The organism is Microtetraspora malaysiensis, assembly GCF_001528665.1.
GTDB lineage: Bacteria > Actinomycetota > Actinomycetes > Streptosporangiales > Streptosporangiaceae > Microtetraspora_A > Microtetraspora_A malaysiensis.
The window spans coordinates 133672-158184 of sequence record NZ_BBYJ01000021.1; the positions used below are offsets into that span (position 1 = coordinate 133672).

A 24513-nucleotide genomic window follows, 5' to 3' on the forward strand; every position below is an offset into this window, starting at 1 on the left:
GGGAATGTTTGCGGCGGCGGCCGGTACGGGTTGGTCGTCGCCGGGAGGAGGACGGGGCGGCGGGGGGTATGCCCGAAATGACCCGCGTGCCGGTCCGCGCCGCGTCGTGATCCGGCGGGGAGCGGAGGGGGGCAGGGTACGTGACGCGTCCGTCGGAAGCCGGGGAAACGCTGCGCCGTGCCGCACACGATCTCCATCCGGCCTATTTCGCCCTGGTCATGGCGACCGGCATCATCTCGATCGACCTGCGCACCATAGGGATGCCCGCGTTGTCCGCGGCGCTGATGTGGGTGGCGGCCGCCGGCTACGTCGTCCTCCTCGCCCTCACCGTGTGGCGGGTCGCGGCGTTCCCCCGCAAGATCCGGCACGACCTGCACGACCTGCACCGGGGGTTCGGATTCTTCACGTTCACCGCCGGGACGAACGTGCTCGGCACCCGGCTCGCCCTGGACGGCCACGGCTCCACGGCGACGGCGCTCCTCGCCGTGGGCATGCTGTCCTGGATCCTCCTCGGCTATGCCGTGCCGTGGGCGGTGGTGCTCAGCCGCAGGGGTCAGGAGCCGCTCGGCGGGGCGGAGGGAAGCTGGTTCATCTGGGTGGTCGGCGGCCAGTCCGTGGCCGTGCTGGCGGCGACGCTGGAACGGACGGCGGGCCCCGGGCGGGACGTGCTCGCGCTGCTCGCGCTCGTCTTCTGGGCCGTCTCCGTCTGCATCTACGGCCTGGTCGCGATCTGTGTCGCGCTGCGGTTGACGGTTTACGCGGTCCGGCCGGGCGATCTCACCCCGCCGTACTGGGTGGCGATGGGCGCCACCGCGATCAGCACGGTCGCCGGAGCCCAGATCGCGATCATGACGTCGGCGCCCGGGGGCCTCGGGACCCGCTTCTTCACGCCGCACGTCTCGTTGATCTTCTGGGCCTTCGGCACGTGGCTCTATCCCGCGCTCATCCTCGTCGGCTGGTGGCGGCACGTGCGGCACCGGGTCCCGCTCAGCTACGAGCCGGGATTGTGGAGCATCGTCTTCCCCCTCGGCATGTACGCCGCGGCGTGCCACAGCCTCGGCACGGTCGCCGAGATCCCCATCCTCGTCGGGATCGGGAACGTCCAGGTGTGGATCGCGTTCGCGGCGTGGCTGCTCGGGTTCGTCGCCCTGCTGGGCCGTCTCGCGGAGGAGTGCGGCCTCCGCCGGGGCCACCCGGGCCCCGGCGGATGACACAGATCAGCCGAAGATCGCGGGCAGCGGCGCGGCGTGCGTCTCCCGCAGCTCCGCGACCGGGATCTCGAAGACGCCCTCGACGGCGAGCGACGCGCCGCCGGTCGTGCCGAGGCCGTAGCAGGGGACCTCGTACCGGCCGCACAGCTCGGCCAGCGCCTCGAACGCCTCCGGCCGTACGCAGACCAGGGCGCGGGACGCCGACTCGCTGAACAGGTCGACGAACGCGTCGTCGCCGGGCAGCGACACGGTCGCGCCGACGCCCTGGGCGAGGCACGCCTCGGTGAGGGCGATGGCGAGGCCGCCGTCGGACAGGTCGTGCGAGCCCTCAAGCAGGCCGTCACGGGCCGCCTCGACGAGCACGGACGCGAGGGCGCGCTCGGCCTCCAGATCGACGGCCGGCGGCAGCCCGCCCAGGTGGCCGTGCGCCACGTGCGCCCACTCCGACCCGCCGAACTCGTCGCGCGTGTCGCCGAGCAGCACCACGCGCAGCCCTTCGGCGGTGAACCCGGACCTGACCCGCGTGGCCACGTCCTCGATCACGCCGAGGACGCCCACGACCGGAGTCGGGTGGATCGCCGTCGAACCGGTCTGGTTGTAGAACGACACGTTCCCGCCGGTCACCGGCACGCCGAGCGTCTTGCAGGCGTCCGCGAGGCCGCGCACGGCCTCGGCGAACTGCCACATCACCTCGGGGTCCTCCGGCGAGCCGAAGTTGAGGCAGTTCGTCACGGCCAGCGGGGCCGCGCCCGTCACCGCCACGTTCCGGTACGCCTCGGCGAGCGCGAGCTGCGCCCCGGCGTACGGGTCGAGCCGGGCGTAGCGGCCGTTCCCGTCCGTCGCCAGCGCGACGCCGCGGGTGGTCTCCTCGGCGCCGGGCATGACCTCGGAGATGCGCAGCATGCCGGAGTCGGCGGGCTGCGCGAGGACGGTGTTGCCCCGGACGTACCGGTCGTACTGGGAGGTCACCCACTCCTTGGACCCGAGGTTCGGCGAGCCGAGCAGCCGCAGCAGCGTCTCGCGCAGGTCCTCGGGGCGCGGCAGCCGTTCCGGGCCGTCGGCGTTGAGCGCGGACTGGCCGGCCGGCTCGTGGAAGGGGCGCTCGTAGACGGGGCCCTCGTCGGCGGCGGTGCCCGGCGGGATGTCGACGATCACCTCGCCGTCCCAGGTCATGACGAGCCTGCCGGTGTCGGTGACCTCGCCGATGACGGTCGCGGGCACGTCCCACTTCTCGCAGACGGCCATGAACGCCGGGATGTCCTCCGGCGTGACGACGGCCATCATGCGTTCCTGCGACTCGCTCATCAGGATCTCCTCGGGCCGCAGCGTCGGGTCACGCAGCGGGACGAGGTTGAGGTCCACGGTCATGCCGCCGGTGCCCTTGGCGGCCAGCTCGGTCGTCGCGCACGAGACGCCGGCCGCGCCGAGGTCCTGGATGCCCACGACCACGTCGGCCTGGTAGAGCTCCAGGCAGCACTCGATGAGCAGCTTCTCCATGAACGGGTCGCCGACCTGGACGGCGGGCCGCTTGGCCTGCGACTCGTCCTCGAAGGTCGCGGACGCCAGCACGGACGCCCCGCCGATGCCGTCGGCCCCGGTGCGCGCGCCGAACAGCACGACCTTGTTCCCCGGGCCGGGGGCGGTGGCGAGCTTGATCTGGTCCTTGCGCAGCAGGCCCACGCAGAGCGCGTTCACGAGGGGGTTGCCGATATAGCAGGGGTCGAAGACGACCTCGCCGCCGATGTTGGGCAGGCCGAGGCAGTTGCCGTAGTGGCTGATGCCCTCGACGACGCCCGGAAGCACCCGCCGCGTGTCCTGCTGGTCGGCGCCGCCGAAGCGCAGCGCGTCCATGACCGCGATCGGCCGGGCGCCCATCGACATGATGTCGCGGACGATGCCGCCGACGCCGGTGGCCGCGCCCTGGTGCGGCTCCACGTACGACGGGTGGTTGTGCGACTCGATCTTGAAGGTCGCGGCCCAGCCGTCGCCGATGTCCACGACGCCGGCGTTCTCCCCCATGCCGACCAGCAGGGCGTCCGACTTCGGCGCCTTGGTGGCGAACTGGCGCAGGTGCACCTTGGACGACTTGTACGAGCAGTGCTCGCTCCACATCACCGAGTAGATCGCGAGCTCGGAGCCGGTCGGCCGACGGCCGAGGATGTCGCACACCCGCCGGTACTCGTCGTCCTTCATGCCCAGCTCGGCGTACGGCATCGGCTCGTCGGGCGTGTCGGCGGCCCGCTTCACGGAGTCAAGACTCATCGGTCGCTCACCACTCCTCATGCGTTCACCAGCCTCTTGAGGATGGACGTGAAGAAGCTCCGGCCGTCCACGCTGGGGGCGCCGGTCAGCTCCTCGACGGCGTGCTCGGGGTGGGGCATGAGGCCGACGACGTTCCCGGCCTCGTTCGTGATGCCCGCGATGTCGTTGAGCGAGCCGTTGGGGTTGCCCCCGACGTAGCGGAACACGACCCGGCCGTCGCGCTCCAGGGCGGCGAGGGTCTCCGCGTCCGCGACGTAGCGGCCCTCGCCGTGCTTGATCGGTAGCACGATCTCCTGGCCGGTCGCGAAGTCGGACGTCCAGGCGGTGTCCGCGTTCTCCACCCGGATGCCCTGGTCGCGGCAGATGTAGTGGAGGCCCTCGTTGCGAGTCAGCGCGCCGGGCAGCAGGTGCGCCTCGCAGAGGATCTGGAAGCCGTTGCAGGTGCCGAGGACCGGCAGGCCCGCGCGGGCGGCCGGGATCAGCTCGTCCATCAGCGGCGAGAACCGGGAGATCGCCCCGCAGCGCAGGTAGTCGCCGTAGGAGAACCCGCCGGGGAGGAAGACCGCGTCCACCCCCTTGAGGTCGTGGTCGGCGTGCCAGAGCGGCACCGGGTCGGCTCCCGTGAGCCGAACGGCGCGGGCCGCGTCCTGGTCGTCGAGTGTTCCGGGAAAGGTGACGACGCCCACTCGGGCAGCGTTCATGACAGGTCCCCCACGGTTACCCTCCAAGGCATGGGCGCGCCACGCCACCGCCTCATTCATGGGCGGCGGTCTGTGGCGGTACGCCTCAGGTTATCGGGTGAACCCAAAACCGCCCTATCTGAGGGCGGTCGATCTCCACGCGGAGGAGTGTGCGGGGGTCAGACGGTGGCGAGCTGGCGGTCCAGGGTGAGGAAGCGGGAGACGGCGTCCTCGTCCCAGGCGAGCTCCTTGGTCAGCCGGACCGTGGTGCCGCGGCCCGGCGTGATGTCGAAGGAGATCTCGTCCACGACCGACTGCATGATCAGGATGCCCCGGCCGTGCTCGGCGTCTCCCGGCGGGTATTGCCGGGGGATGGCGTTGAGCCCGTGGCCGCAGTCGATGATCCGCACCTCGCAGCGGCCCGCGCCGATGGCCGCGGTCACCCGGTAACGATCGGCGGGACCGCCGTGCCGTACGGCGTTGGCGCAGGCCTCCGAGGTCGCCAGGAGAATGTCGGACACGCAGCTCTCGGTCACACCCAGCGAACGCAGCGCGTCGCCGAGCACCCGGCGGACCAGGGGAATGCCGATCGCATCCCGTGGTAAAGCCAGTGAGAACTCGATGTCCACCGGACCCCTCCCGGTGTTGAAGGTCACCGTGAGAGGCTTCCCCGAGGAATCCGGGCTAACCGCAAAATGACGCGCCTGTTATTCAGTGGTCGCGCCAATGTTACGTCTTAGGTGCTTTGTCGGCTTTTTGAGGTGTGGAATGTGCGGTTTTACCGCTCCACACGCACGGTGAAATCCTCGATCACCGTGTTGGCCAAAAGGGTTTCGGCCATCTTCCGGACCTCGGCGAGCGCGGCCTCGTCGGCCTCGCCCTCGATCTCCACCTCGAACCGCTTGCCCTGCCGTACGTCGTGGACGCCCGAGAAGCCCAGCCGGGGCAGCGCGCGGGCGATCGCCTGGCCCTGGGGGTCGAGAATCTCCGGCTTGAGCATGACGTCGACGATGACGCGCGCCACTGGTGTCCTCCTGGGCTGATGTCCGATGTCGCGGTCAAGGGTATCCGCAGGAGCGGGGATCGTTCCCGGCGGCCCGGAGGGATCATCTCCTCCAGGGAAAGCGCGAGCCACAGCTCCGGCAGGTGCCGGTGAGACGCGCGGCGGGCCTCCGCGACGCGATCCGCATGCCGCTCTCGCGCATGCCGGACGAGCCGGCCGGGGCCGAAGCCTGGCTGACTATGATCGACGGCCTGGTTGTGTACCGCGCCGACTGAGGCTGAGTTCCTCTCGGGCCCAGCTGATGACCATGGTTCGCCCAAGGGGTTCGGGGAACGTGGAAGGGTGGGCGTCGAGAAGGGGCTTGCGCGGCGGGCAGTGGCCTCTGCCACGATGTCCGCATACGCGGCCGGTATTCACACCATGGACGCCGACCGCGTGAGGACCCGGCCGTACTCGGGTGGCGACCCCACACGCGCGCGGCCCTAGAACGCACAGGAGTGGCACGTGACAGCCGAAGCCCCTCGCGGTGCCGACGCACCCCCGGAGCTCATCCAACTGCTCACGCCGGAAGGCGAACGAGTCGAGCACCCCGACTACGACATCGAGCTGACCGCCGAGGAGGTGCGCTCGCTCTACCGGGACCTGGTCCTGGTGCGGCGCATCGACCTGGAGGCCGTCGCCCTCCAGCGGCAGGGCGAGCTCGGACTCTGGGCCTCGCTGCTCGGCCAGGAGGCCGCGCAGATCGGCTCCGGCCGGGCCCTGACCGACGCCGACATGGCGTTCCCCACCTATCGCGAGCACGCTGTGGCCTGGTGCCGCGACGTCGACCCGGTGAAGCTGCTCGGCATGTTCCGCGGCGTCAACCACGGCGGCTGGGACCCGTACGAGCACAACTTCCACCTCTACACGATCGTCATCGGCTCCCAGACGCTGCACGGGGTGGGATACGCCATGGGCGCCCAGCGCGACGGCGCCGAGTCCGCCACGATCGTCTACTTCGGCGACGGCGCCACCTCCCAGGGCGACGTGAACGAGTCGTTCATCTGGGCGTCGGTGTTCAACGCCCCGGTGGTGTTCTTCTGTCAGAACAACCAGTGGGCGATCTCCGAGCCGTTGGAGAAGCAGACGCGCATCCCGTTGTACAAGCGCGCCTCCGGCTTCGGGTTCCCCGGCATCCGCGTGGACGGCAACGACGTGTTCGCCTGCCTCGCGGTGACCCGCAAGGCGCTCGCGGACGCCCGCAACGGCCTGGGGCCGACCCTGATCGAGGCGTTCACGTACCGGATGGGCGCGCACACCACCTCCGACGACCCCACCCGCTACCGGGTCGCGGGCGAGCTGGAGGCGTGGAAGCTGAAGGACCCGATCGAGCGGGTCAAGGCGTACCTGTTCAAGAACCAGCTCGCCGACCAGGAGTTCTTCGAGAAGGTCGACGCCGAGGCCGACGCGCTCGGCAAGGACGTGCGCCGGCGCTGCCTCGAACTGCCCGACCCCGGACCCGAGGCGATGTTCGACCACGTGTACAGCGGCCCGCACGCCATGGTGGACAAGGAGCGGGAGCAGTACCTGGCATACCTGGCGAGCTTCGAGAACGGCACTGAGACGGGGACCGGCCGATGACCACACTGACCCTGGCCAAGGCGGTCAACGAGGGCCTGCGCCGCGCCATGGAGGAGGACTCCAAGGTCCTCGTGATGGGTGAGGACGTCGGCAAGCTCGGCGGCGTCTTCCGCGTCACCGACGGGCTGCAGAAGGAGTTCGGCGAGGACCGTGTCATCGACACCCCGCTCGCCGAGTCGGGCATCATCGGCACCGCCATCGGGCTGGCGCTGCGCGGCTACCGCCCGGTGTGCGAGATCCAGTTCGACGGCTTCGTGTTCCCCGCCGCCGACCAGATCATCACGCAGCTCGCCAAGATGCCGCTCCGCTCGCTCGGCGCGATCAAGCTGCCCGTCGTCGTCCGCATCCCCTGCGGTGGCGGCATCGGCGCGGTGGAGCACCACTCCGAGTCGCCCGAGGCGTACTTCACGCACACCGCCGGCCTGCGCGTGATGGCCTGCTCCAACCCGGCCGACGCCTACACGATGATCCAGGACGCGGTCCGCTGCGACGACCCGATCATCTTCTTCGAGCCCAAGCGCCGTTACTGGGACAAGGCCGAGGTGGACCTCGCCGCTCCCGGCCTGCCCCTCGACCGGGCCAGGACCGTACGGCAGGGCTCGGATGTGACGCTGCTCGCGTACGGGCCGATGGTGAAGACCTGTCTCTCCGCCGCGGCCGCGGCGGAGGAGGAGGGCCGCAACGTCGAGGTGATCGACCTGCGCTCGCTCAACCCGCTCGACCTGGACGTGCTCGTCGAGTCCGTGACGCGGACCGGCCGTTGCGTGGTTGTTCACGAGGCGCCGGTCTTCAGCGGCTTCGGCGCGGAGCTGGCGGCGCGGATCACCGAGCACTGCTTCTACAACCTGGAGGCCCCGGTGCTGCGTGTCGGCGGCTTCTCCACGCCCTACCCGCCGTCCCGCCTTGAGGACCACTACCTGCCCGACCTCGACCGCGTGCTCGACGCGGTGGACCGCGTCTTCGCCTACTAGGAAAGGGAGGATCCTCATGTTGCGTGAGTTCAAGCTTCCCGACGTGGGCGAGGGGCTGACCGAGGCCGAGATCGTCAAGTGGCACGTGGCCGCCGGGGACACCGTCAAGATCAACCAGACGATCGTCGAGATCGAGACGGCCAAGGCCGTGGTGGAGCTGCCGTGCCCGTACGAGGGCACCGTGTCCGCGCTGATGGTGTCCGAGGGGCAGACCGTCGAGGTCGGCACGCCGATCATCTCGGTGGAGGACGGCGCCGAGGAGCCGGGGGAGTCGATCCCGCCGGTTGAGGGCGCGGTGGAGCCGGGGATGGTCGGCGGACCGACGCCCAAGCCGGAGCGCGAGCCGGTGCTGGTCGGGTACGGCGTCATGCCCAGCACGACGACGCGCCGCCCCCGCAAGCAGCCGGCCGCCGCCCCCGTCGCGCCGACGCCGCCGGTGTCCGCGCCGGCGCCCGCCCCCGTGCCGGCGCAGCCTCAGACACCGGCCCCTGCCGTCCCCCGGCAGGGTGGCCGGGTCTCGGTGCTGGCCAAGCCGCCGGTGCGCAAGCTCGCCAAGGACCTCGGGGTCGACCTGTCCACGGTGGTGGGCACCGGCCCGCAGGGGTCGATCACCCGCGACGACGTCCAGGCCGCCGTCGCCGCGCCCGTGGCGGTGCCGTACCCGGCGGCAGCCGTACCGGCGGGCGGGGAGGAGCGCATCCCGGTGAAGGGTGTGCGCAAGGCGACCGCGCAGGCCATGGTGGCCAGCGCGTTCTCCGCGCCGCACGTCACGGAGTGGCTCCAGGTGGACGTCACCGGGACGATGGAGGCCGTCCGCCGGATGCGCGAGCTGCCGGACTTCGCCGGGGTGAAGGTCTCGCCCCTGCTCCTGGTGGCCAAGGCGCTGCTCACGGCCGTGAAGCGGTACCCGATCGCGAACGCCGCGTGGACCGATGAGGAGATCATCGTCAAGCGGTACGTGAACCTCGGCATCGCCGCGGCCACCGAACGCGGGCTGATCGTGCCCAAGATCAAGGACGCGCACGCGATGTCCCTGCCCGAGCTGGCCCGGGCGCTGACCGAGCTGACCGAGCGGGCGCGGGCCGGGAAGTGCACGCCCGCCGAGCTGACCGGCGGAACGATCACGATCACCAACGTGGGCGTGTTCGGGGTGGACGCGGGCACGCCGATCATCAACCCCGGCGAGGTGGCGATCCTGGCGATCGGCCAGATCCGCGACATGCCGTGGGTGGTGGACGGCCAGCTCGCGGTCCGCAAGGTCGCCACGCTTGCGCTGTCGTTCGACCACCGTGTGATCGACGGTGAGCAGGGCTCCTACGTCCTCCGGGACGTGGGCGCCATGCTGGAGGACCCGCTGCGCATGCTGGCCTGGGGGTGATCGCCGCGATCCCGTGAGGGGTCACGGAACGTGTGAGGGGGCGGTCCCGCGTCGGCGGGGCCGCCCCCAAGTCGTCTCCAAGATCGAGACCAGTCGGCCCCAAGCAGGGCGGCCTAGCGTTTGCCACAGGCGCCCGGGAGGACGGGATCGGCGCGGATCGGATGCCGTCCCGGGCGCCATCGCGAACCTGCGCGGCGGGGCCGCTTGTCACCCAGCCCCCTGGTCGGCCCCGTCGCGCGGCACCGGCTCATCCGAGGACAGACCCATTCGGCGGCCGCGGTCTAGGCTTCCTCTCGCAGTCACACCGCGAAGGGAACGACCATGATCCGGCACGTCGTGCTGTTCACCTGGACCGAGGACGCCACCGCCGAGCAGAAGGCGGAGGTGGCCGCGCGGCTGAACACCCTGCCGGGGATCATCCCGCAGATCAGGAGCTACGCCGTCGGCGCCGACGCGGGCATCAACCCGGGCAACCACGAGTTCGCCGTGGTCGCGGACTTCGACACCGTCGAGGACTACCTGGCCTACCGGGACCACCCGACGCACCTGTCGATCATCGCCGAGCACATCAAGCCGATCCTCGCGTCCCGCGCCGCCGTGCAGTACACCGTCTGACCCTGGACGGCGCGGGCCCGGCTCAGGGCCTGGGCGGGTGATTCTCGTGTTCCATCAGGTGGCTGTCCGAGGTGGTGCCTCGGCGGGAGCCGAGGATGACGCTGAGAAGCAGCCCCACGCCCCCGACGATCATGAAGATCACGCCGATCACATCGATGTGCACGGCTTTTCCGAGCACATCGGGGTCGATGGCGAACTTGAGGATCGCCCCGATCGTGAGAAAGAAGAGGCTGACCCCGATACCCATCGCCGAACCTCCGGACAGTAAACAACGCGTATGTCACGGTCATACCCGGCTTCGGCTGATCGAAAATTCTTGAGCGCGGCCCGGCTTCAGCGCCATCCAGCCAGGAACCTCGGGCGTTCACGCCCGAGAGGAATGGCTTCACTCTTCGTGGTTTCGTTGTTGCGGTTCGTGTTGCGGTGGCGGGACTGAACGCACCCGGTATGCCGGGGAACGGCTCTCTGGTCTGTTATTACGGCCGAGAAGCTGACTCGGTGGGTAGCCGCGCGACCCGGAAACGCGGCGATCGCGCGCCCCCCTCTCAAGGGAGCCGCGCGATCGCCGGGTTCGGAGCCGGTACGGCTAGAAGGCCTCCTCCGGCAGCTCCATGACGTCCTGGGGCGTGGCGTCGAGCACCCGGCGCTCGGCGGCGACCCGGGGCAGGACGGTCTGCGCGAAGAACGTCGCGGCGGCCACCTTGCCGGTGTAGAAGGCGGTGTCGGCCGCGTCCGGCGCCTCGGCGCCGAGGGCCGCGAGCGCGATCTCCGCCTGGCGCAGCAGCAGCCAGGCCAGGACCACGTCGCCCAGCGACATCAGGAACCGGGTGGTGTTGAGGCCGACCTTGTAGACCTCCTTCGGCGACTCGAGCGACGCGATCGCCCAGCCCGCCATCGTGTCGGCCATGGCCTTGACCTCGCCCGCGGCCTCGCCGAGCAGCGCCCGCTCGGCCTTCAGCCGGCCGTTGCCCGCCTCGGATCCCACGAACGTGACGACCTCGCCGAGCAGCGAGCCGAGGGCGACACCCTGGTTCTTGAGCACCTTCCGGAAGAACAGGTCCTGGCCCTGGATCGCCGTCGTGCCCTCGTACAGCGAGTCGATCTTCGCGTCGCGGATGTACTGCTCGATCGGGTAGTCCTGCAGGAAGCCGGAGCCGCCGAGCGTCTGGAGCGAGCGGGCGAGCAGCTCGTACGACCGCTCGGAGCCGACGCCCTTGACGATGGGCAGCAGCAGGTCGTTCATCGCCTCGGCGACCTCGTCCCTGCGCCCCTCGGCCTCGGCGATCTGGACGGCGTCCTGGAAGGTCGCCGTGTAGATCACCAGCGCCCGCATGGCCTCGGCGTACGACTTCTGCAGCATCAGCTCGCGGCGGACGTCCGGGTGGTGGGTGATGGTGACGCGCGGGGCGGTCTTGTCGGCGGACCGGCTCAGGTCGGAGCCCTGAACGCGGTTCTTCGCGTAGTCGAGCGCGTTCAGGTAGCCGGTGGACAGCGTCGCGATGGCCTTGGTGCCGACCATCATCCGGGCGTGCTCGATCACCATGAACATCTGGCGGATGCCGTCGTGGACGTCGCCGACGAGGTAGCCGACGGCCGGGTGCTTCTCGCCGAAGGTGAGCTCGCAGGTGGTGGACACCTTGAGGCCCATCTTCTTCTCGACGTTGGTGACGTACGCGCCGTTGCGCTCGCGCAGCTCGCCGGTCTCGAGATCGACCAGGTACTTCGGCACGAGGAACATCGACAGGCCCTTGGTGCCGGGGCCGTGGCCCTCGGGGCGGGCCAGCACGAGGTGGAAGATGTTCTCCGCCATGTCGTGCTCGGCGCTGGTGATGAAGCGCTTGACGCCCTCGATGTGCCAGGTGCCGTCCTCCTGCCGTACGGCCTTGGTCCGGCCGGCGCCCACGTCGGAGCCGGCGTCCGGCTCGGTCAGCACCATCGTCGAGCCCCAGTTGCGCTCAACGGCCAGCTCGGCGAACCGCTTCTGGTCCTCGGTGCCCAGCTCGAACACCAGCCGGGCGAACGCCGGGCCGCTGCCGAACATCCAGACGGCGGGGTTGGCGCCGAGCACCAGCTCGGCCACTGACCACACGAGGCTGCGCGGGGCGGGCGTGCCGCCGAGCTCGGGCTGCAGCTCCATCCGCCACCACTCGGCGTCGACCCACGCCTGGTACGACTTCTTGAAGCTCTCGGGCATCGTGACGGTGTGCGTGGCCGGGTCGAACACCGGCGGGTGCCGGTCGGCGTCCTCGAAGGACTCGGCGAGCGGGCCGGTGGCCAGCCGGTTCACCTCGTCCAGGATGCTGCGGGCGGTGTCCTCGTCGATGTCCTGGAACGGGCCGCCGCCGAGGATCTCCCCGCGCCCGAACACCTCGAACAGGTTGAACTCCAGGTCGCGGATGTTGCTCTTGTAGTGGCCCATCTCGTGCGCTCCTCGAAACCACGACAGTCGGGGGTTACGTACTAGTCAGTAACTCTAAAGGAATGCTACCCGTCGGTAACCGGCAATATGCAAGCAATGTGGTGGTATGTCCCACAACCCGGGAGGGGCGTGGCGGGAATGCAGCCGAGGAGCCAGTGGGGAGCGAGGGGCGAGCGACCCCGCGAGGGGCGCGGCGGTGTCGGGACTGAGGAGCCAGTGGGCCCGCGCGAGCGCCGGCAACCATCACGCTGCCGAACCGCCCCGCGAGGGGCGCGGCGGTGTCTGGACTGAGGAACGAGTGGGCTGAGGGACGAGGCCCCGAGTGACGAGGGAAGACATCGCCTGAGGGCGACCCGAGCCCGCGCGAGCGGAGCGAGCGCAAATAGACGCAGTGACGAGGGAAGACATCGCCTGAGGGCGCTCCGAGCCCGCGCGAGCGGAGCGAGCGCAAATAGATACTGTGCGACTGTGAGCCTTGATGAGCGAGCAGCGCGCTGGCAGGCGGACCTTGAGTCCTGGGCCATCCCCGGGGAGATCCTGGCGAAGGCGCCGGTCAGTCCGTGGACACATCGGGTCGCCCGCTTCGCGAGGAGGACCGACACTCTTCTCGCGGCGCCGCAGGGGCCGACGTACGAGCGGGCGCGGGAGGCGCTGCCCGACGAGGGGTCGGTGCTGGACGTCGGGGCGGGCACCGGCGCGGCGAGCCTCCCGCTGCGCCCGGCGGCGCTGGTCGCCGTGGACGAGAACCGCGCCATGCTGGAGGCGCTGGCCGCGCGCGGACGCGAGAGCGGGTGCGGCACCATCCGGTTGGTCGAGGGGCGCTGGCCGGACGTGGCCGAGCGTACGCCCGTCGCCGACGTGGCCGTCTGCGCGCACGTCGTCTTCAACGTGCCTGACCTCGTGCCGTTCCTGGCCGGGCTCGACGCGCATGCGCGGCGCAGGGTGGTGCTCGAACTCCCGCGGGTCCACCCGATGACCTGGTTGAACCCGCTCTGGGTCCGCTTCCACGGCCTGACCAGGCCGGATCGCCCGACCTCCGAGGACGTGCTGGCGGTCGCCCGGGAGATGGGGTTCGCGGCGGAGAGTGAGGCGCACACCGCGCTCGACGCGCCCTTCGAGTCGATCGAGGAGATGGCGTCCGCCGCGTGCCTGCGGCTCTGCCTCGACCCGGGGCGGGCCCCGGAGGTGGCGCGGGCCGCCGAGGAGCTGGGGGTGTGGCCGCTCCCGCCACGGCATTTCGTCACAATTTGGTGGGATAGCAGCAAATAAGTGGAGGTGTGTTACTTTCTCCACTGATGGGCCCTGCGGCGATCGACCGTACGGCCATCCCGGACGAGACGCGCCGTACCCGGTAAGCGAAGACGACGCACTCCCTGTGACCAGGAAGTTCAGTCTCGTACCAAGGGGGAGCCATGGCCTGGGGCCTGCTCGTCGTCGCCGGTCTGTTCGAGGTCGCGATGGCCTACTCGCTCAAGATGAGCGCCGGTTTTTCGCACCTGTGGTGGTCGGTCGGTTTCTTCGTCTTCTCGGTGCTCAGCTTCGGCCTGCTGTCGCTCGCGCTCAAGAGCCTTGAGGTCGGTACGGCATACGCCGTGTGGACCGGCATCGGCGCGGTCGGCACCGCACTTCTCGGCATCGCCCTGCTGGGGGACAACGCGTCCCTACTGAAGATCATCTCGATCGTGTTCATCATCCTGGGCGTGATCGGCCTCAACCTCGCCGGCGGCGCCGCCCACTGAGCCGCTGTCGCCTGTACGCGGGCGCGGCCCCGATGGGGTCGACCCGCGGCAGGCGGCCGGGCACCTCTTCGCACCTTTGGTGGTCCCGCCTTCGTGGATACACACGGCAGACGCTCGTCCCGGGTGCCCGAAGTCGATTGAGGCTGTCGATACCCGCACCATTGGTTGATAACCGGCTTGACAGCTTTGGTGGTGTGTCGCTTGGGTGGGTGCATGATTGAGATTCACACGATGACCGTCGACTGCGCCCGTCCGTACGAGCTGGCCGAGTGGTGGAGCACCGCCCTCGGCTGGCCGCTGGTCGACTCCGAGCCCGGCGATGACGAGGTCATGCTCGACCGGCCCGACGGGCCGCCCCACCTGCTCTTCATCAGGGTCCCCGAGGGGAAGGCGACCAAGAACCGGCTCCATCTCGACGTCAACGGCGTAGCCGGGGCCACCCGGGACCAGGAGGTCGAGCGTCTCGTCGGCCTGGGCGCCACACAGTACGAGGACCACCGCAACGCGGACGGCACCGGATGGGTCACGCTGCTCGACCCCGAGGGCAACGAGTTCTGCGTCTGCCGCAGCGAGGCCGAGCGCAGCTCCTGATGGGCGTCGCCGCCCCCGCGGGCGACGCCCAGGAGCGCCGTCAGCCCCTGTCCTGCGCCCGGCGGCGCATCGACAGGGCGAGCACGGCGGTGATCAGGTAGACGAGTGCGCCACCCCACAGTGCGTCCCACGCCGCGCCGAAGACGCCCTCCCGGCCGATGACCAACTGCACCGGGTACATCAGCACCGCGGAGCCGATCCCGGGATAGAGCGCGAACCGCCAGGGGTGGCGCAGCGACCAGCGCCGCGCCTGCTGGGTGACTCGATCGCCGTGATCCGGCTTCGCGATCGCGCCGATGGCCGCGACCAGCGTGAAGACACGGATGCCAAGGCACAGCGCCCAGGCCAGGTCGGCGGGGCCGGGGAGGATAACGCCCATCAGGAAGCCGACCCCGGCGACCGCTCCGCCCGAGATGGCGGCGGTCTTCCACGGCGCGCCGCGCAGAGCCGCTCCGGCTAGGGACATCTCGTCACGTCGAGTCAGTTCGTTCATAGCTCAAGGCTGCAACTCAGCACGCGCGTACGGCATCGGGGAGACCCCTGAGCGCACCCTGAGCCGCCCCTTTGCCCAGTACGTCCCGCCGCTAGGCTCGTCGCGTGTCTGTTTCATTCCGTACCGCCCGGCGCGAGGACGTGCCGGCCATCCTGGCGATGCTCGACGACGACCCTGTCGCCGCGGCCCGCGAGTCCGTCGAGGGGACCGACGTCATGGCCGCGTTCGAGGCCATCGACGCCGACCCCCGAAACGAGCTGATCGTGGCCGAGGAAGACGGCCAAGTGGTCGGGACGTTCCAGCTCACCTTCATCCCCGGCCTGTCCCGGCGTGGGGCGGAGCGCGCCCAGATCGAGGCGGTGCGGGTGGCCACGCCGCACCGGAACCGGGGGGTCGGGCGCCGGATGATGGAGTGGGCCGTCGAACGGGCCCGCGAACGCGGCTGTCGCCTCGTCCAGCTCACGACGGACAAGGTGCGCCACGACGCCCACCGCTTCTACGCCTCGCTCGGCTTCACCGCCACCCACGAGGGCTTCAAGCTCCGCCTCTGACAGTCACTCTCGGTAAGCGTCAGTCATCCCTGTGACGCTCCAGCCGCTCGGATCTGATCGGCCAGTTCCGCTGTTGCCCCCTAAGTGTTTGATTTCACGGGGCGGGGGAGATGTCCACGAGGTTGTCGTGATAGACGGCGCCGCGGCCCATGTCGGCGTCGCGCTCGTCCACCACGGCGTTCGGGTTGGCGCCTCCCGGGCTGAGCTTGGGCCAATGTCCCTTCGGCGCCGCCACCACGCCCGGCCGGACCCGCTCGCTGATCTCCACGTACGCCGAGAACTCGCCGTTGTCGTTGAACACCCTGGCGAGCTGCCCGTCCGTGAGCCCGCGCGCCTCGGCGTCCACGGGGTTGACCATGACCCGCGGCCCCTTGGACCGCCTGAGCAGCTCGGGGTTGTTGCTGAAGATCGTGTTGAGGAAGGTGTGCTGCGCCGGGGTGATCAGCGTCAGCTTCCCCGGCGCGGCCGTACGGGCGGTGCGTGAGGGCACGTAGCCCGCCACCCGGGGCAGGCCGGCGGCCTCGGCCCGCTCCGAGACGAACTCCAGCTTCCCGGACGGCGTCGGGAAGCCGTCGGAGAAGGGGACGAACGGGTCGGGGACCGGCAGCCGCGCCCACCCCTCCTTGCGCAGCCGCTCCAGCGTGATGCCGGGCGTCCCGCCGAGGAGCTGCTCGGCCAGTTCGAGATCGGAGACGTACAGCGAGGGCTCGGTCAGCCCCATGTGCCGGGCGAGCCGGCGGAATGTCTCCGTCGTGGACACGCATTCGCCCTGGGGCTCGACGGCGGGCTCGTTCCACACCACGTACATGTGGCCGTAGCCGGCGTGCAGGTCGACATGCTCGGTCTGCATGGTCGCGGGCAGCACGATGTCGGCGTAGTCGACGGTGTCGGTCGGGAACTGCTCCATCACGACCGTGAACAGGTCCTCGCGCCGCATCGCCTCGCGGATGCGGTTCTGGTCGGAGGTCGAGCCGAGCGGGTTGGCGGCGTAGACCCACAAGCACTTGACCGACTCGTCCAGGCTGTCGGCCAGCCGGGTCATCGTCAGGGTGCGAACCGGCTTCTCCAGCAGGTCGTCGCGCGGGTCCACGTGCAGCGGGAAGTGCGCGGACGTCGAGTAGGAGACGCCGCCGCCCGGGTGCCGCCAGTCGCCGGTCACACCCGGGATGCAGGAGATCACCCGCATCGCCGCGCCGCCGCCCTCGTGCCGCTGGACGCCCATGGTCGCGCGGATGGCGGTGGGCCGGGTGCGCGCGAGCCGTAGGCCGAGGGCGCGGATGTCGGCCTCGGGCAGCCCGGTGATCTCGGCCACCCTGCTCGGGGGATATTTCAGGATCTCGGCGCGGAACTCGTCCCAGCCGACCGTGTGGTTCTCCAGGTAGTCGCGGTCCTCCGCGCCCTCCTCCAGCACCACGTTGAGCAGGCCGAGCGCGAGCGCGCCGTCCGTGCCCGGCCGGATCGGCAGGTGCTCGTCGGCCTGCTCCGCGGTACGGGTCCTGATCGGGTCGATCGCCACGACGTGGGCGCCGTTCGCGCGGGCGTCCTGCACGAACTTCCACATGTGGTGACCGCTGGTCAGGGTGTTCGTCCCCCACAGCAGGATCAGGCGGGACAGCGCGAACGTCTCGGGGTCCATGCCTCCGGCGGTGCCGTTGACGTAGGACGTGCCGAGGTTGCCCGCGCGCGAGCAGATGTTGAGATCGTGGTAGGACGCGCCGAGCACGTTCCAGAAGCGCCGCCCGGCCAGGCCGCCCTCGCCCTGGATGAACCCCAGCGTCCCGGTGCCCTGGTACGGCCAGATGGCCTCCCCGCCGTGCTCCGCGACGATGGCGGTCAGCCGGTCGGCGATCGTGGTGAGCGCCTCGTCCCAGCTGATCCGCTCGAACCGCCCGGAACCCTTCGGCCCGACCCGCTTCAGCGGGTGGAGGATCCGGTCGGTGGCCCGGGTGTGCTCCAGGTAGCGGTTGACCTTCACGCAGAGCGCACCGCGGGTGAAGGGGTGGTCGCGGTTGCCGCGCAGGGCGACCGCCTGGCCGTCCCTGACCGTCACCTCCCACGAGCAGGTGTCGGGGCAGTCGAGCGGGCAGGCACCGAGAACGCGCAAGTCCATGGTGGTAACTTTACGAGGCGCCTTCCAGCTCTTTCAGCAGGCCGATGTTCGCCCGGTCGTCCTCGGCGGTGCTCGGCCCGGTGGAGAACCAGGCGTCGAGGATCTCGGTCAGCAGCTGCCGCGAGGTCAGGCGGAGGCTCAGGGCGAGCGCGTTCGCGTCGTTCCAGGTACGGGCACCCGCGGCGGTCGCGGCGTCCACGCACAAGGCGGCGCGTACGCCCGGTACCTTGTTCGCGGCGATCGAGGCGCCGGTTCCGGTCCAGCAGCACACGATGGCCTGGTCGGATCGGCCGGCCGCGACGTCGCGGGCCGCCTGCGCGCAGCACCAGGCCCAATCTGTCCGGCCACCGGGGGCCAATGCTCCATAGAGTGTGACTGAATGACCGCGCCGCTCCGCTTCGGTCACGATCTGTGACGCTATGCCGTCAAGGCTGTCCGAGGCGAGTGAAAGTCGCATGCATCGATTGTGGACACGGAGTGCGAAGATCGCACAGAATCGCTGGTGGTGAGGGGCATAAAGGAGAAGAACACGACGGCGGAGACTCCTGATTCCGGAGCCGTCCTCGTCGTCGAGCCTCTACTTCCCCAGCGCATCCGCCGCCCATCCGACGCCCTGCGCTTCCTGCTCAGCCTGGTCACGCTCGCCGCCGTGGTGCTGCTCGCCCTCGCTCTGCAGCGCACCCTCAACGGCCTGGAGACCGACGTCCAGGCGGGGACCGGCCGCGCGCCCGACGTGCTGTCGTCCGCCGCCGGGCTGCTCGGCGGCATCTCCGTGCTGATCGTCCCGATGGCCTTCGCCGTCGAACGGGTCTTCCACCGTGACGGCATGCGCGTCACCCAGGGGCTCATCGCCGCCATCCTCGCCCTGCTGATCTCGTACACGCTGGACGAGTGGCTGATCGGCTCCGGAGCTGCGGACCTCAAACAGCTCCTCACCGGGGGCAGGGAGGTCGAGCCGCTCAACACCGTGCTCACCCCCGCCATCGCGTACGCCACGGCGGTGCGGATGACGCGCCGGCCACGCTGGCGCACGCTGATGGCCGGGGCGATCGTGCTCGACGTGTTCGCCCTGTTCACCGCGACCAAGGTGACCGCCCTCGGCGTGATCGTCACCTATGTCGTCGGCCTCGCCGTCGGCTACGGCACGCTGTACGGCATCGGCAGTGCGAACACCCGGCCCCCGGGCAGCGCGGTGATCCACGCGCTCAGACGGCTCGGCTTCGCCCCCGTGAGCGGGCGGCGCGTCGAGGACGACGGCGCCGGCAGTCGCCGCTACCTCGTCGGCCTCGCCGGCGGCGCCCAGCTCGACGTGACGGTCCTCGACCGGGACCGGCAGGTGGCCGGCATCGCGTACCGGCTGTGGCGTCGGGTGTGGCTGCACCCGGACACGCGGCGGCGGGCGATCCGCTCGCTGCGCGCGGAGCTGGAGCGCGAGGCCCTGATGGCGTACGCCGCGCAGGCGGCGGGGGCGAACCTGCCGCGCCTCCTCGGCACCAGCGAGGTGGGCACCGAGGCGGCGCTCCTCGCGTACGAGCATGTCGGCAGCCGCCCGCTGGAGGAGCTCCGCGACGACGAGATCGACGACGCGCTGCTCGCCCAGATCTGGGAACAGGTGCGGCTGCTCCAGGCGCACCGGCTCGCCCACCGCCACCTCACCGGCGAGAGCATCCACGTGGACAAGGACGGCCGGGTGCTGCTCGTCGACGCCAGAAGCGGCGAGATCGCGGCCGGCGACCTGCTGCTCCGCCTCGACCTGGCCCAGCTCCTCGCCTATCTCGGTCTGCGCGTGGGGCCCGAGCGCTCGGTCGCCTCGGCCGCCGCCGTGTTCGGCGCGGACACGCTGGCCGGGGCGCTGCCGCTGCTGCAGCGGATCGCGCTCACCCGCGGCACCCGCGCCGCCTCCCGCAAGGAGAAGAACCTGCTGCCCGCGCTGCGCGAGCAGATCGCGGCGTTGAAGCCCCAGGTGGCGGTGGACGAGGTCCGGCTCGAACGCTTCCAGCCCCGGACGCTGGTGACGATCATCGCGAGCGCGCTCGCCGCGTACTTCCTGCTGTCCCAGCTCAGCAAGGTCAACCTGGTGTCGGTGGTGCTCACCGCGAACTGGGCCTGGGGCGGCGTGGCGCTCGTCGGCGCCGCGCTCAGCTACCTGGCCGCCGCGATCATGTTGCGTGGGTTCGTTCCGGAGCAGCTGCCGCTCGGGCGGACCATGCTGGTGCAGTTCGCCGCGTCGTTCGTCAAGCTGGTCGCGCCCGCCGCGGTCGGCGGCGTCGCGATTAACACCCGATACCTGCAGAAACGCGGCATCCCGCCCGGGCCGGCGGTGGCGAGCGTGGGCGCGTCCCAGCTCGTCGGCCTGATGTGCCACATCCTTCTGCTGCTGTTCTTCGGATATATCACCGGCACCCAGGCCGCGCCGTCCCTCACCCCGTCCCGGGGCCTGCTGATCGCGCTGCTCGCGGTCGCCGTGCTCAGCCTGATCGTGCTGGCCGTACGGCCGCTGCGCCGGTTCGTGACCGTACGGCTGCGGGCGATGTTCTCCGGCGTGGTGCCCCGGCTCCTCGACGTGCTGCAGTCGCCGTCCAAGATCGTCGAGGCGCTCGGCGGGACGCTGCTGCTGACGATCGCCTTCGTGCTCTGCCTCGACGCGTGCGTGCGGGCGTTCGGCGGCGATCTGAGCTTCGCCGCGATCGCCGTGGTCTTCCTCACCGCCAACGCGATCGGTTCGGCCGCGCCCACGCCGGGCGGCTTGGGAGCCGTCGAGGGCGCGCTCTCCTTCGGCCTCACCGTCGCGGGCCTGCCCGGATCGGTGTCCCTGTCGGCCGTGCTGCTGTACCGGCTGATGACGTTCTGGCTGCCCGTGCTGCCCGGCTGGGCGTCCTTCGCCTGGCTCCAGCGGCACAACGCCCTGTAGCGCGTACGGCCCGCCTCCGGTGTACCGGAGCGCGGGCCGTACAGGCAGGGGCGGGCGCGATCAGCTGGCGCTGGAGGCGGCCCAGAGGTTGATGCCGGCCTCGACGGCGTTCTTGTCGATGGCGTCCAGCTCGTCCGACGAGAAGCCGAGCCGCCGCACCGCGTCGAGACTGTCGTCGAGCTGGGCGACGCTGCTCGCGCCGATCAGCACGGAGGTCATCCGGCGGTCCCGCAGCGCCCAGGCGAGGGCCATCTGGGCGAGCGTCTGGCCGCGCTCCTTGGCGATCTCGTTGAGCGTGCGGATGTGCCGCAGCGACTCGTCCGTGAGCAGGCTCGGGTCGAGCGACTTGCCCTGCGCGGCGCGCGAGTCCCGCGGGATGCCGTTCAGGTAGCGGTCGGTCAGCATGCCCTGCGCCAGCGGAGAGAACGCGATGCAGCCCACGCCCTCCTGCTCCAGGGTGTCGAGGAGGCCGCCCTCGACCCACCGGTTGAGCATGGAGTACGACGGCTGGTGGATGAGCAGCGGCGTCCCCATCGAGCGCAGGATCTCCGCCGCCTCCTTCGTCCGCTCCGGCGAGTACGACGAGATTCCGGCGTAGAGGGCCTTGCCCGAACGCACCGCGTGGTCGAGCGCCCCCATCGTCTCCTCAAGGGGCGTCTCCGGGTCGAACCTGTGGCTGTAGAAGATGTCCACGTAGTCCAGGCCCATCCGCGAGAGCGACTGGTCCAGGCTGGACAGCAGGTACTTGCGCGACCCCCACTCGCCGTACGGCCCGGGCCACATGTCGTAGCCCGCCTTCGTCGAGATCACCAGCTCGTCGCGATATTTCGCGAAATCGTCGTGAAAGAGGCGGCCGAAGTTGATCTCGGCGGAACCGTACGGCGGGCCGTAGTTGTTGGCCAGGTCGAAGTGGGTGACGCCGCGGTCGAACGCCCGGCGCAGGATGGCGCGCTGGGTGTCGATCGGCTTGTCGTCGCCGAAGTTGTGCCACAACCCCAGCGAGATCGCGGGCAGCTTCAGCCCGCTCCGTCCGGTCCGGTTGTACGGCATGGGGCCATAGCGGTCGGCGGCCGCGGTGTACGTCATTCGGTCACTCCAGCTCGGTCGAGGATCCAGGACAGCGCGAAGGCCTCTTCACGCCAGGCGTCGTACCGGCCGCTCCTGCCGCCGTGGCCCGCGCCCATCTCGGTCTTGAGCAGGAACGGCCCGCCCTGTGCGGTGGCACGCAGCCTGGCGATCCACTTGGCCGGCTCGTGATAGAGCACGCGGGTGTCGTTCAGACTGGTGATCGCCAGGATCGGCGGGTACGGCCTGCCGTCGATGTTCTCGTACGGGGAGTACGACTTCATATAGGCGTACACGTCCGGATTGTGCAGTGGATCGCCCCACTCGTCCCATTCGATGACGGTCAGCGGCAGCGACGGGTCCAGAATCGTGTTCAGCGCGTCCACGAACGGCACCTCGGCGACGATCCCGGCGAACTCCTCCGGCGCGACGTTGGCGACCGCGCCCATGAGCAGCCCGCCCGCGGAACCGCCCCGCGCGATGATCCGGCTGGACCAGCCCGCGGCCTTGAGGTGCCCGGCGCAGGCCACGAAGTCGGTGAACGTATTCTTCTTCCTGGTCAGCTTGCCGTCCTCATACCAGCCGCGGCCCATCTCGCCGCCGCCCCTGACGTGGGCCACGGCGAAGACGAACCCCCGGTCGAGCAGCGAGAGCCGGGCCACCGAGAAGTACGGGTCGATCGAGGTCTCGTAGCTGCCGTAGCCGTACAGGAGGGTGGGGGCGGGCCGCTCGGCGCCCTTCCTCATCACGATCGAGATGGGCACGCGCGTGCCGTCCTCGGCCGTCGCCCACTCGCGGAACTGCTCGTAGTCCCCGGGCTCGTACCCGCCGAGCACGGGCCTCCTCTTCAGGAGGATCAGCTCGCGCGAGGCGAGGTCGTAGTCGTAGACCGAGGGCGGCGTGATCATCGAGGTGTAGCCGAGCCGCAGCCGGGAGGTCTCGAACTCGGGGTTCCCCGACGGCGCGACGTCGTAGAGCGGCTCAGGGAACGCGATCTCGTACGGCTCGCCCCCGTCGCCCGGCAGGATCCTGATGCCGGTCAGCCCCTCCCGCCGGAAGTGCACGACGATGTGGCTCTTGAAGGCGTCCACGTCGAGCAGCCGGGTGTCCTCGCGGTGCTCGATGAGCGGCGTCCACGTGCCCGGGTCGTCGAGCGGCGCGGTGGCCAGTTCGAAGTTCCGGGCGCCGTCGTTGTGCAGGACCAGGAAGCGGTCACCCGCGTGGTCGAGGTCGTACTCGACGCCGGTGCGGCGGGGCCGCACGACGGTGAACTCGCCGGTCGGGTCGGCCGCGTCCAGCACGCGGACCTCACTGGTGATCTTGCTGCCCGCGCTGAGGACGAGGTACCGCCGGCTGCGGGTCAGCCCGATGCCGATCCAGAACCGCTCGTCGTCCTCCTGGTAGACGAGGACGTCCTCATCCGACCCCAGCGTGTGCCGGTGGACGCGGTACGGACGCCACGCCTCGTCGATGGTCGTGTAGAAGAACGTCGAACCGTCCGCCGACCAGGCTCCGCCGTAGAAGATGCCGGGGATCTCGTCGGGGAGGAGCTCGCCGGTGCGCAGGTCCTTGAACCGCAGCGTGAAGCGCTCGTCCCCGGAGAAGTCGGTGGAGTATGCGAGCATCGTGCCGTCCGGGCTGATGGCGCTGGTGCCGAGCGCGAAGAACGGGCTGTCACCGGCCAGCTCGTTCCCGTCCAGGAGGACCTGCTCCCCGGGGAGAGGCTCGCCGGCCGTCACCGCGGGCGGAACGTCCCCGTCCGCGGCGACCCGGCACTGGATGCCGTACTGCTTGCCCTCTTCGGTGCGCGAGTAGTACCACCAGGCGCCCTTGCGGGTCGGGACCGACAGATCGGTCTCCTGAGTGCGGGCCTTGATCTCCTGGAAGACCTTCTCCTGCAGATCCTTCAGGTGGCCGGTCGCCTCCTGCGTATAGGCGTTCTCCGCCTCCAGGTAGGAGATCGTGTCCGCGTCGTCCTTCTTGAACAGCCACGCGTACTCGTCGATCACGGTGTCTCCGTGATGCGTGCGGGTGGTGGGGACCTTCTTCGCCACAGGCGGCATATCGCTGCTCACGGGCCGAGTCTATGGTCGGCCCCCGCGCTGTCGAGGCCCTCCGATTCGTCCGGCATGGGCCTCGCCGGAGCCGCGGGCGTCGGTGATCCGTACTCGGTCACTCCGGAGGACTGCTAATCTTTTGCTGTCGGCAACGCCCGGCACAACCCCTTCCGATCACTTCGGTGGTCAGGCATGGGCGCGTGCAGGACACGCCGACAACCCCTTAAAACACGCTGGTCCTGAAAAAGTGTTTGCGAGAACATCTCGGGCCTGGTAAGTTAGAGGGGTTGCCCCGGAAACGGGGCGGCTGCGATTCCTCTGGGATTGCGCGGTTCGGGTCAAGTGCTCCGAAATGGGGCGGTTTGACACGGACCGGGCGACACGGAAGAATAGTAAACAGAAAGAACGAAGCGAATAACGCCCCAGAGCGGATGGCTCGGTTTCGAGTCTGAGGTGATGGTGGTCGCGTCCGTTTCTTGAGAACTCAACAGTGTGCTAAAAGCCAGTGCATGATGCACAACCCCGTCCTTACCTGCATCTTTGGGTGTGGGGGGATGGATTCCTTTGGTTGACATTCATGTTGAATGTTGGCCAGGAAAAACTCGAAGACATTGTTTGGAGAGTTTGATCCTGGCTCAGGACGAACGCTGGCGGCGTGCTTAACACATGCAAGTCGAGCGGAAAGGCCCTTCGGGGTACTCGAGCGGCGAACGGGTGAGTAACACGTGAGTAACCTGCCCCTGACTCTGGGATAAGCCTGGGAAACTGGGTCTAATACCGGATATGACTACTTCGGGCATCCGATGGTGGTGGAAAGTTTTTTCGGTTGGGGATGGA

Annotated in this window: 21 protein-coding genes, 1 rRNA gene and 1 riboswitch; of the genes, 11 read left to right on the forward strand and 11 right to left on the reverse strand. The window is 69.9% G+C overall.

The window, feature by feature from the left end:
* The first annotated feature begins 140 nt into the window (after positions 1-140).
* The gene (locus AWQ71_RS26875) at positions 141-1211 is read left to right on the forward strand and encodes a tellurite resistance/C4-dicarboxylate transporter family protein (protein ID WP_067137914.1); all 1071 of its coding nucleotides are present in this window, start codon (positions 141-143) and stop codon (positions 1209-1211) included.
* A 6-nt stretch (positions 1212-1217) separates the two neighbouring features.
* Here AWQ71_RS26875 and purL read toward each other — a convergent pair whose 3' ends face one another.
* From purL to purS, 4 genes are all read right to left on the reverse strand, one after another.
* Positions 1218-3494: a phosphoribosylformylglycinamidine synthase subunit PurL gene (gene purL, locus AWQ71_RS26880; RefSeq protein WP_067137916.1), complete on the reverse strand. Its 2277-nt coding sequence runs from the start codon at positions 3492-3494 to the stop codon at positions 1218-1220.
* On the reverse strand, positions 3491-4174 hold the full coding sequence (purQ, locus tag AWQ71_RS26885) for a phosphoribosylformylglycinamidine synthase subunit PurQ (RefSeq protein ID WP_067137918.1): 684 nt from the start codon (positions 4172-4174) through the stop codon (positions 3491-3493). The genes purL and purQ overlap by 4 nt, the downstream gene beginning before the upstream one ends.
* A 158-nt stretch (positions 4175-4332) precedes the next feature.
* A complete protein-coding gene (locus AWQ71_RS26890; protein ID WP_245658482.1) occupies positions 4333-4809 on the reverse strand; it encodes an ATP-binding protein in 477 nt (158 codons plus the stop codon).
* 122 nt (positions 4810-4931) lie between these two features.
* Entirely contained in the window at positions 4932-5177 is a 246-nt protein-coding gene (purS, locus tag AWQ71_RS26895; RefSeq protein ID WP_067137920.1) for a phosphoribosylformylglycinamidine synthase subunit PurS, read from the reverse strand.
* A 483-nt stretch (positions 5178-5660) separates the two neighbouring features.
* On the opposite strand from purS, the gene pdhA reads away from it, so the two are divergent.
* The 4 genes from pdhA to AWQ71_RS26915 all read left to right on the forward strand — a co-directional run bounded on the left by pdhA (position 5661) and on the right by AWQ71_RS26915 (position 9740).
* The gene (pdhA, locus tag AWQ71_RS26900) at positions 5661-6776 is read left to right on the forward strand and encodes a pyruvate dehydrogenase (acetyl-transferring) E1 component subunit alpha (RefSeq protein WP_067137922.1); all 1116 of its coding nucleotides are present in this window, start codon (positions 5661-5663) and stop codon (positions 6774-6776) included.
* Positions 6773-7747: an alpha-ketoacid dehydrogenase subunit beta gene (locus AWQ71_RS26905; protein ID WP_067137924.1), complete on the forward strand. Its 975-nt coding sequence runs from the start codon at positions 6773-6775 to the stop codon at positions 7745-7747. The genes pdhA and AWQ71_RS26905 overlap by 4 nt, the downstream gene beginning before the upstream one ends.
* A 16-nt stretch (positions 7748-7763) precedes the next feature.
* Positions 7764-9125, forward strand: coding sequence for a dihydrolipoamide acetyltransferase family protein (locus AWQ71_RS26910; RefSeq protein ID WP_067137928.1), 1362 nt, complete (start codon positions 7764-7766; stop codon positions 9123-9125).
* 321 nt (positions 9126-9446) lie between these two features.
* On the forward strand, positions 9447-9740 hold the full coding sequence (locus tag AWQ71_RS26915) for a Dabb family protein (protein ID WP_067137930.1): 294 nt from the start codon (positions 9447-9449) through the stop codon (positions 9738-9740).
* Between the two features lie 22 nt (positions 9741-9762).
* Here the strand turns inward: AWQ71_RS26915 and AWQ71_RS26920 are convergent, their stop codons facing one another.
* Positions 9763-9987 (reverse strand): hypothetical protein, encoded by a 225-nt coding sequence (locus AWQ71_RS26920; protein ID WP_067137932.1) that lies wholly within the window; start codon positions 9985-9987, stop codon positions 9763-9765.
* 339 nt (positions 9988-10326) lie between these two features.
* Positions 10327-12159: an acyl-CoA dehydrogenase gene (locus tag AWQ71_RS26925; RefSeq protein WP_067137934.1), complete on the reverse strand. Its 1833-nt coding sequence runs from the start codon at positions 12157-12159 to the stop codon at positions 10327-10329.
* Positions 12160-12627: 468 nt separating this feature from the next.
* Between AWQ71_RS26925 and AWQ71_RS26930 the strand changes: the two genes are divergently transcribed.
* From AWQ71_RS26930 to AWQ71_RS26940, 3 genes are all read left to right on the forward strand, one after another.
* Positions 12628-13428, forward strand: coding sequence for a class I SAM-dependent methyltransferase (locus AWQ71_RS26930; protein WP_067137936.1), 801 nt, complete (start codon positions 12628-12630; stop codon positions 13426-13428).
* Positions 13429-13467: 39 nt separating this feature from the next.
* Positions 13468-13530, forward strand: a riboswitch (guanidine-III (ykkC-III) riboswitch).
* Between the two features lie 41 nt (positions 13531-13571).
* Positions 13572-13898, forward strand: coding sequence for a DMT family transporter (locus AWQ71_RS26935; protein WP_067137939.1), 327 nt, complete (start codon positions 13572-13574; stop codon positions 13896-13898).
* Between the two features lie 213 nt (positions 13899-14111).
* Entirely contained in the window at positions 14112-14489 is a 378-nt protein-coding gene (locus tag AWQ71_RS26940; RefSeq protein WP_067137941.1) for a VOC family protein, read from the forward strand.
* A 40-nt stretch (positions 14490-14529) separates the two neighbouring features.
* Here AWQ71_RS26940 and AWQ71_RS26945 read toward each other — a convergent pair whose 3' ends face one another.
* On the reverse strand, positions 14530-14982 hold the full coding sequence (locus AWQ71_RS26945) for a hypothetical protein (RefSeq protein ID WP_067137946.1): 453 nt from the start codon (positions 14980-14982) through the stop codon (positions 14530-14532).
* Between the two features lie 104 nt (positions 14983-15086).
* Here AWQ71_RS26945 and AWQ71_RS26950 point away from each other — a divergent pair, with 104 nt between their 5' ends.
* Positions 15087-15533 carry a GNAT family N-acetyltransferase gene (locus tag AWQ71_RS26950; protein WP_084259330.1) on the forward strand — a complete coding sequence of 149 codons (447 nt, stop codon included), beginning with the start codon at positions 15087-15089 and terminating at the stop codon, positions 15531-15533.
* Positions 15534-15627: 94 nt separating this feature from the next.
* Here the strand turns inward: AWQ71_RS26950 and AWQ71_RS26955 are convergent, their stop codons facing one another.
* Together AWQ71_RS26955 and AWQ71_RS26960 are read right to left on the reverse strand one after the other, a co-directional pair.
* Positions 15628-17643 carry a molybdopterin-containing oxidoreductase family protein gene (locus AWQ71_RS26955; RefSeq protein WP_067137947.1) on the reverse strand — a complete coding sequence of 672 codons (2016 nt, stop codon included), beginning with the start codon at positions 17641-17643 and terminating at the stop codon, positions 15628-15630.
* A 10-nt stretch (positions 17644-17653) separates the two neighbouring features.
* Positions 17654-18100 (reverse strand): RpiB/LacA/LacB family sugar-phosphate isomerase, encoded by a 447-nt coding sequence (locus tag AWQ71_RS26960; RefSeq protein ID WP_067137949.1) that lies wholly within the window; start codon positions 18098-18100, stop codon positions 17654-17656.
* Positions 18101-18148: 48 nt separating this feature from the next.
* Between AWQ71_RS26960 and AWQ71_RS26965 the strand changes: the two genes are divergently transcribed.
* Positions 18149-20554: a flippase-like domain-containing protein gene (locus tag AWQ71_RS26965; protein ID WP_245658484.1), complete on the forward strand. Its 2406-nt coding sequence runs from the start codon at positions 18149-18151 to the stop codon at positions 20552-20554.
* A 60-nt stretch (positions 20555-20614) separates the two neighbouring features.
* On the opposite strand, the gene mgrA is transcribed toward AWQ71_RS26965, so the two are convergent.
* Together mgrA and AWQ71_RS26975 are read right to left on the reverse strand one after the other, a co-directional pair.
* Positions 20615-21640: an L-glyceraldehyde 3-phosphate reductase gene (gene mgrA / locus AWQ71_RS26970; RefSeq protein ID WP_067137951.1), complete on the reverse strand. Its 1026-nt coding sequence runs from the start codon at positions 21638-21640 to the stop codon at positions 20615-20617.
* Positions 21637-23694 carry a S9 family peptidase gene (locus AWQ71_RS26975; RefSeq protein WP_067137953.1) on the reverse strand — a complete coding sequence of 686 codons (2058 nt, stop codon included), beginning with the start codon at positions 23692-23694 and terminating at the stop codon, positions 21637-21639. Before AWQ71_RS26975 ends, mgrA begins: the two co-directional genes overlap by 4 nt.
* 594 nt (positions 23695-24288) lie before the next feature.
* On the opposite strand from AWQ71_RS26975, the gene AWQ71_RS26980 reads away from it, so the two are divergent.
* Positions 24289-24513 (forward strand): 16S ribosomal RNA (locus AWQ71_RS26980); the annotation flags it as partial.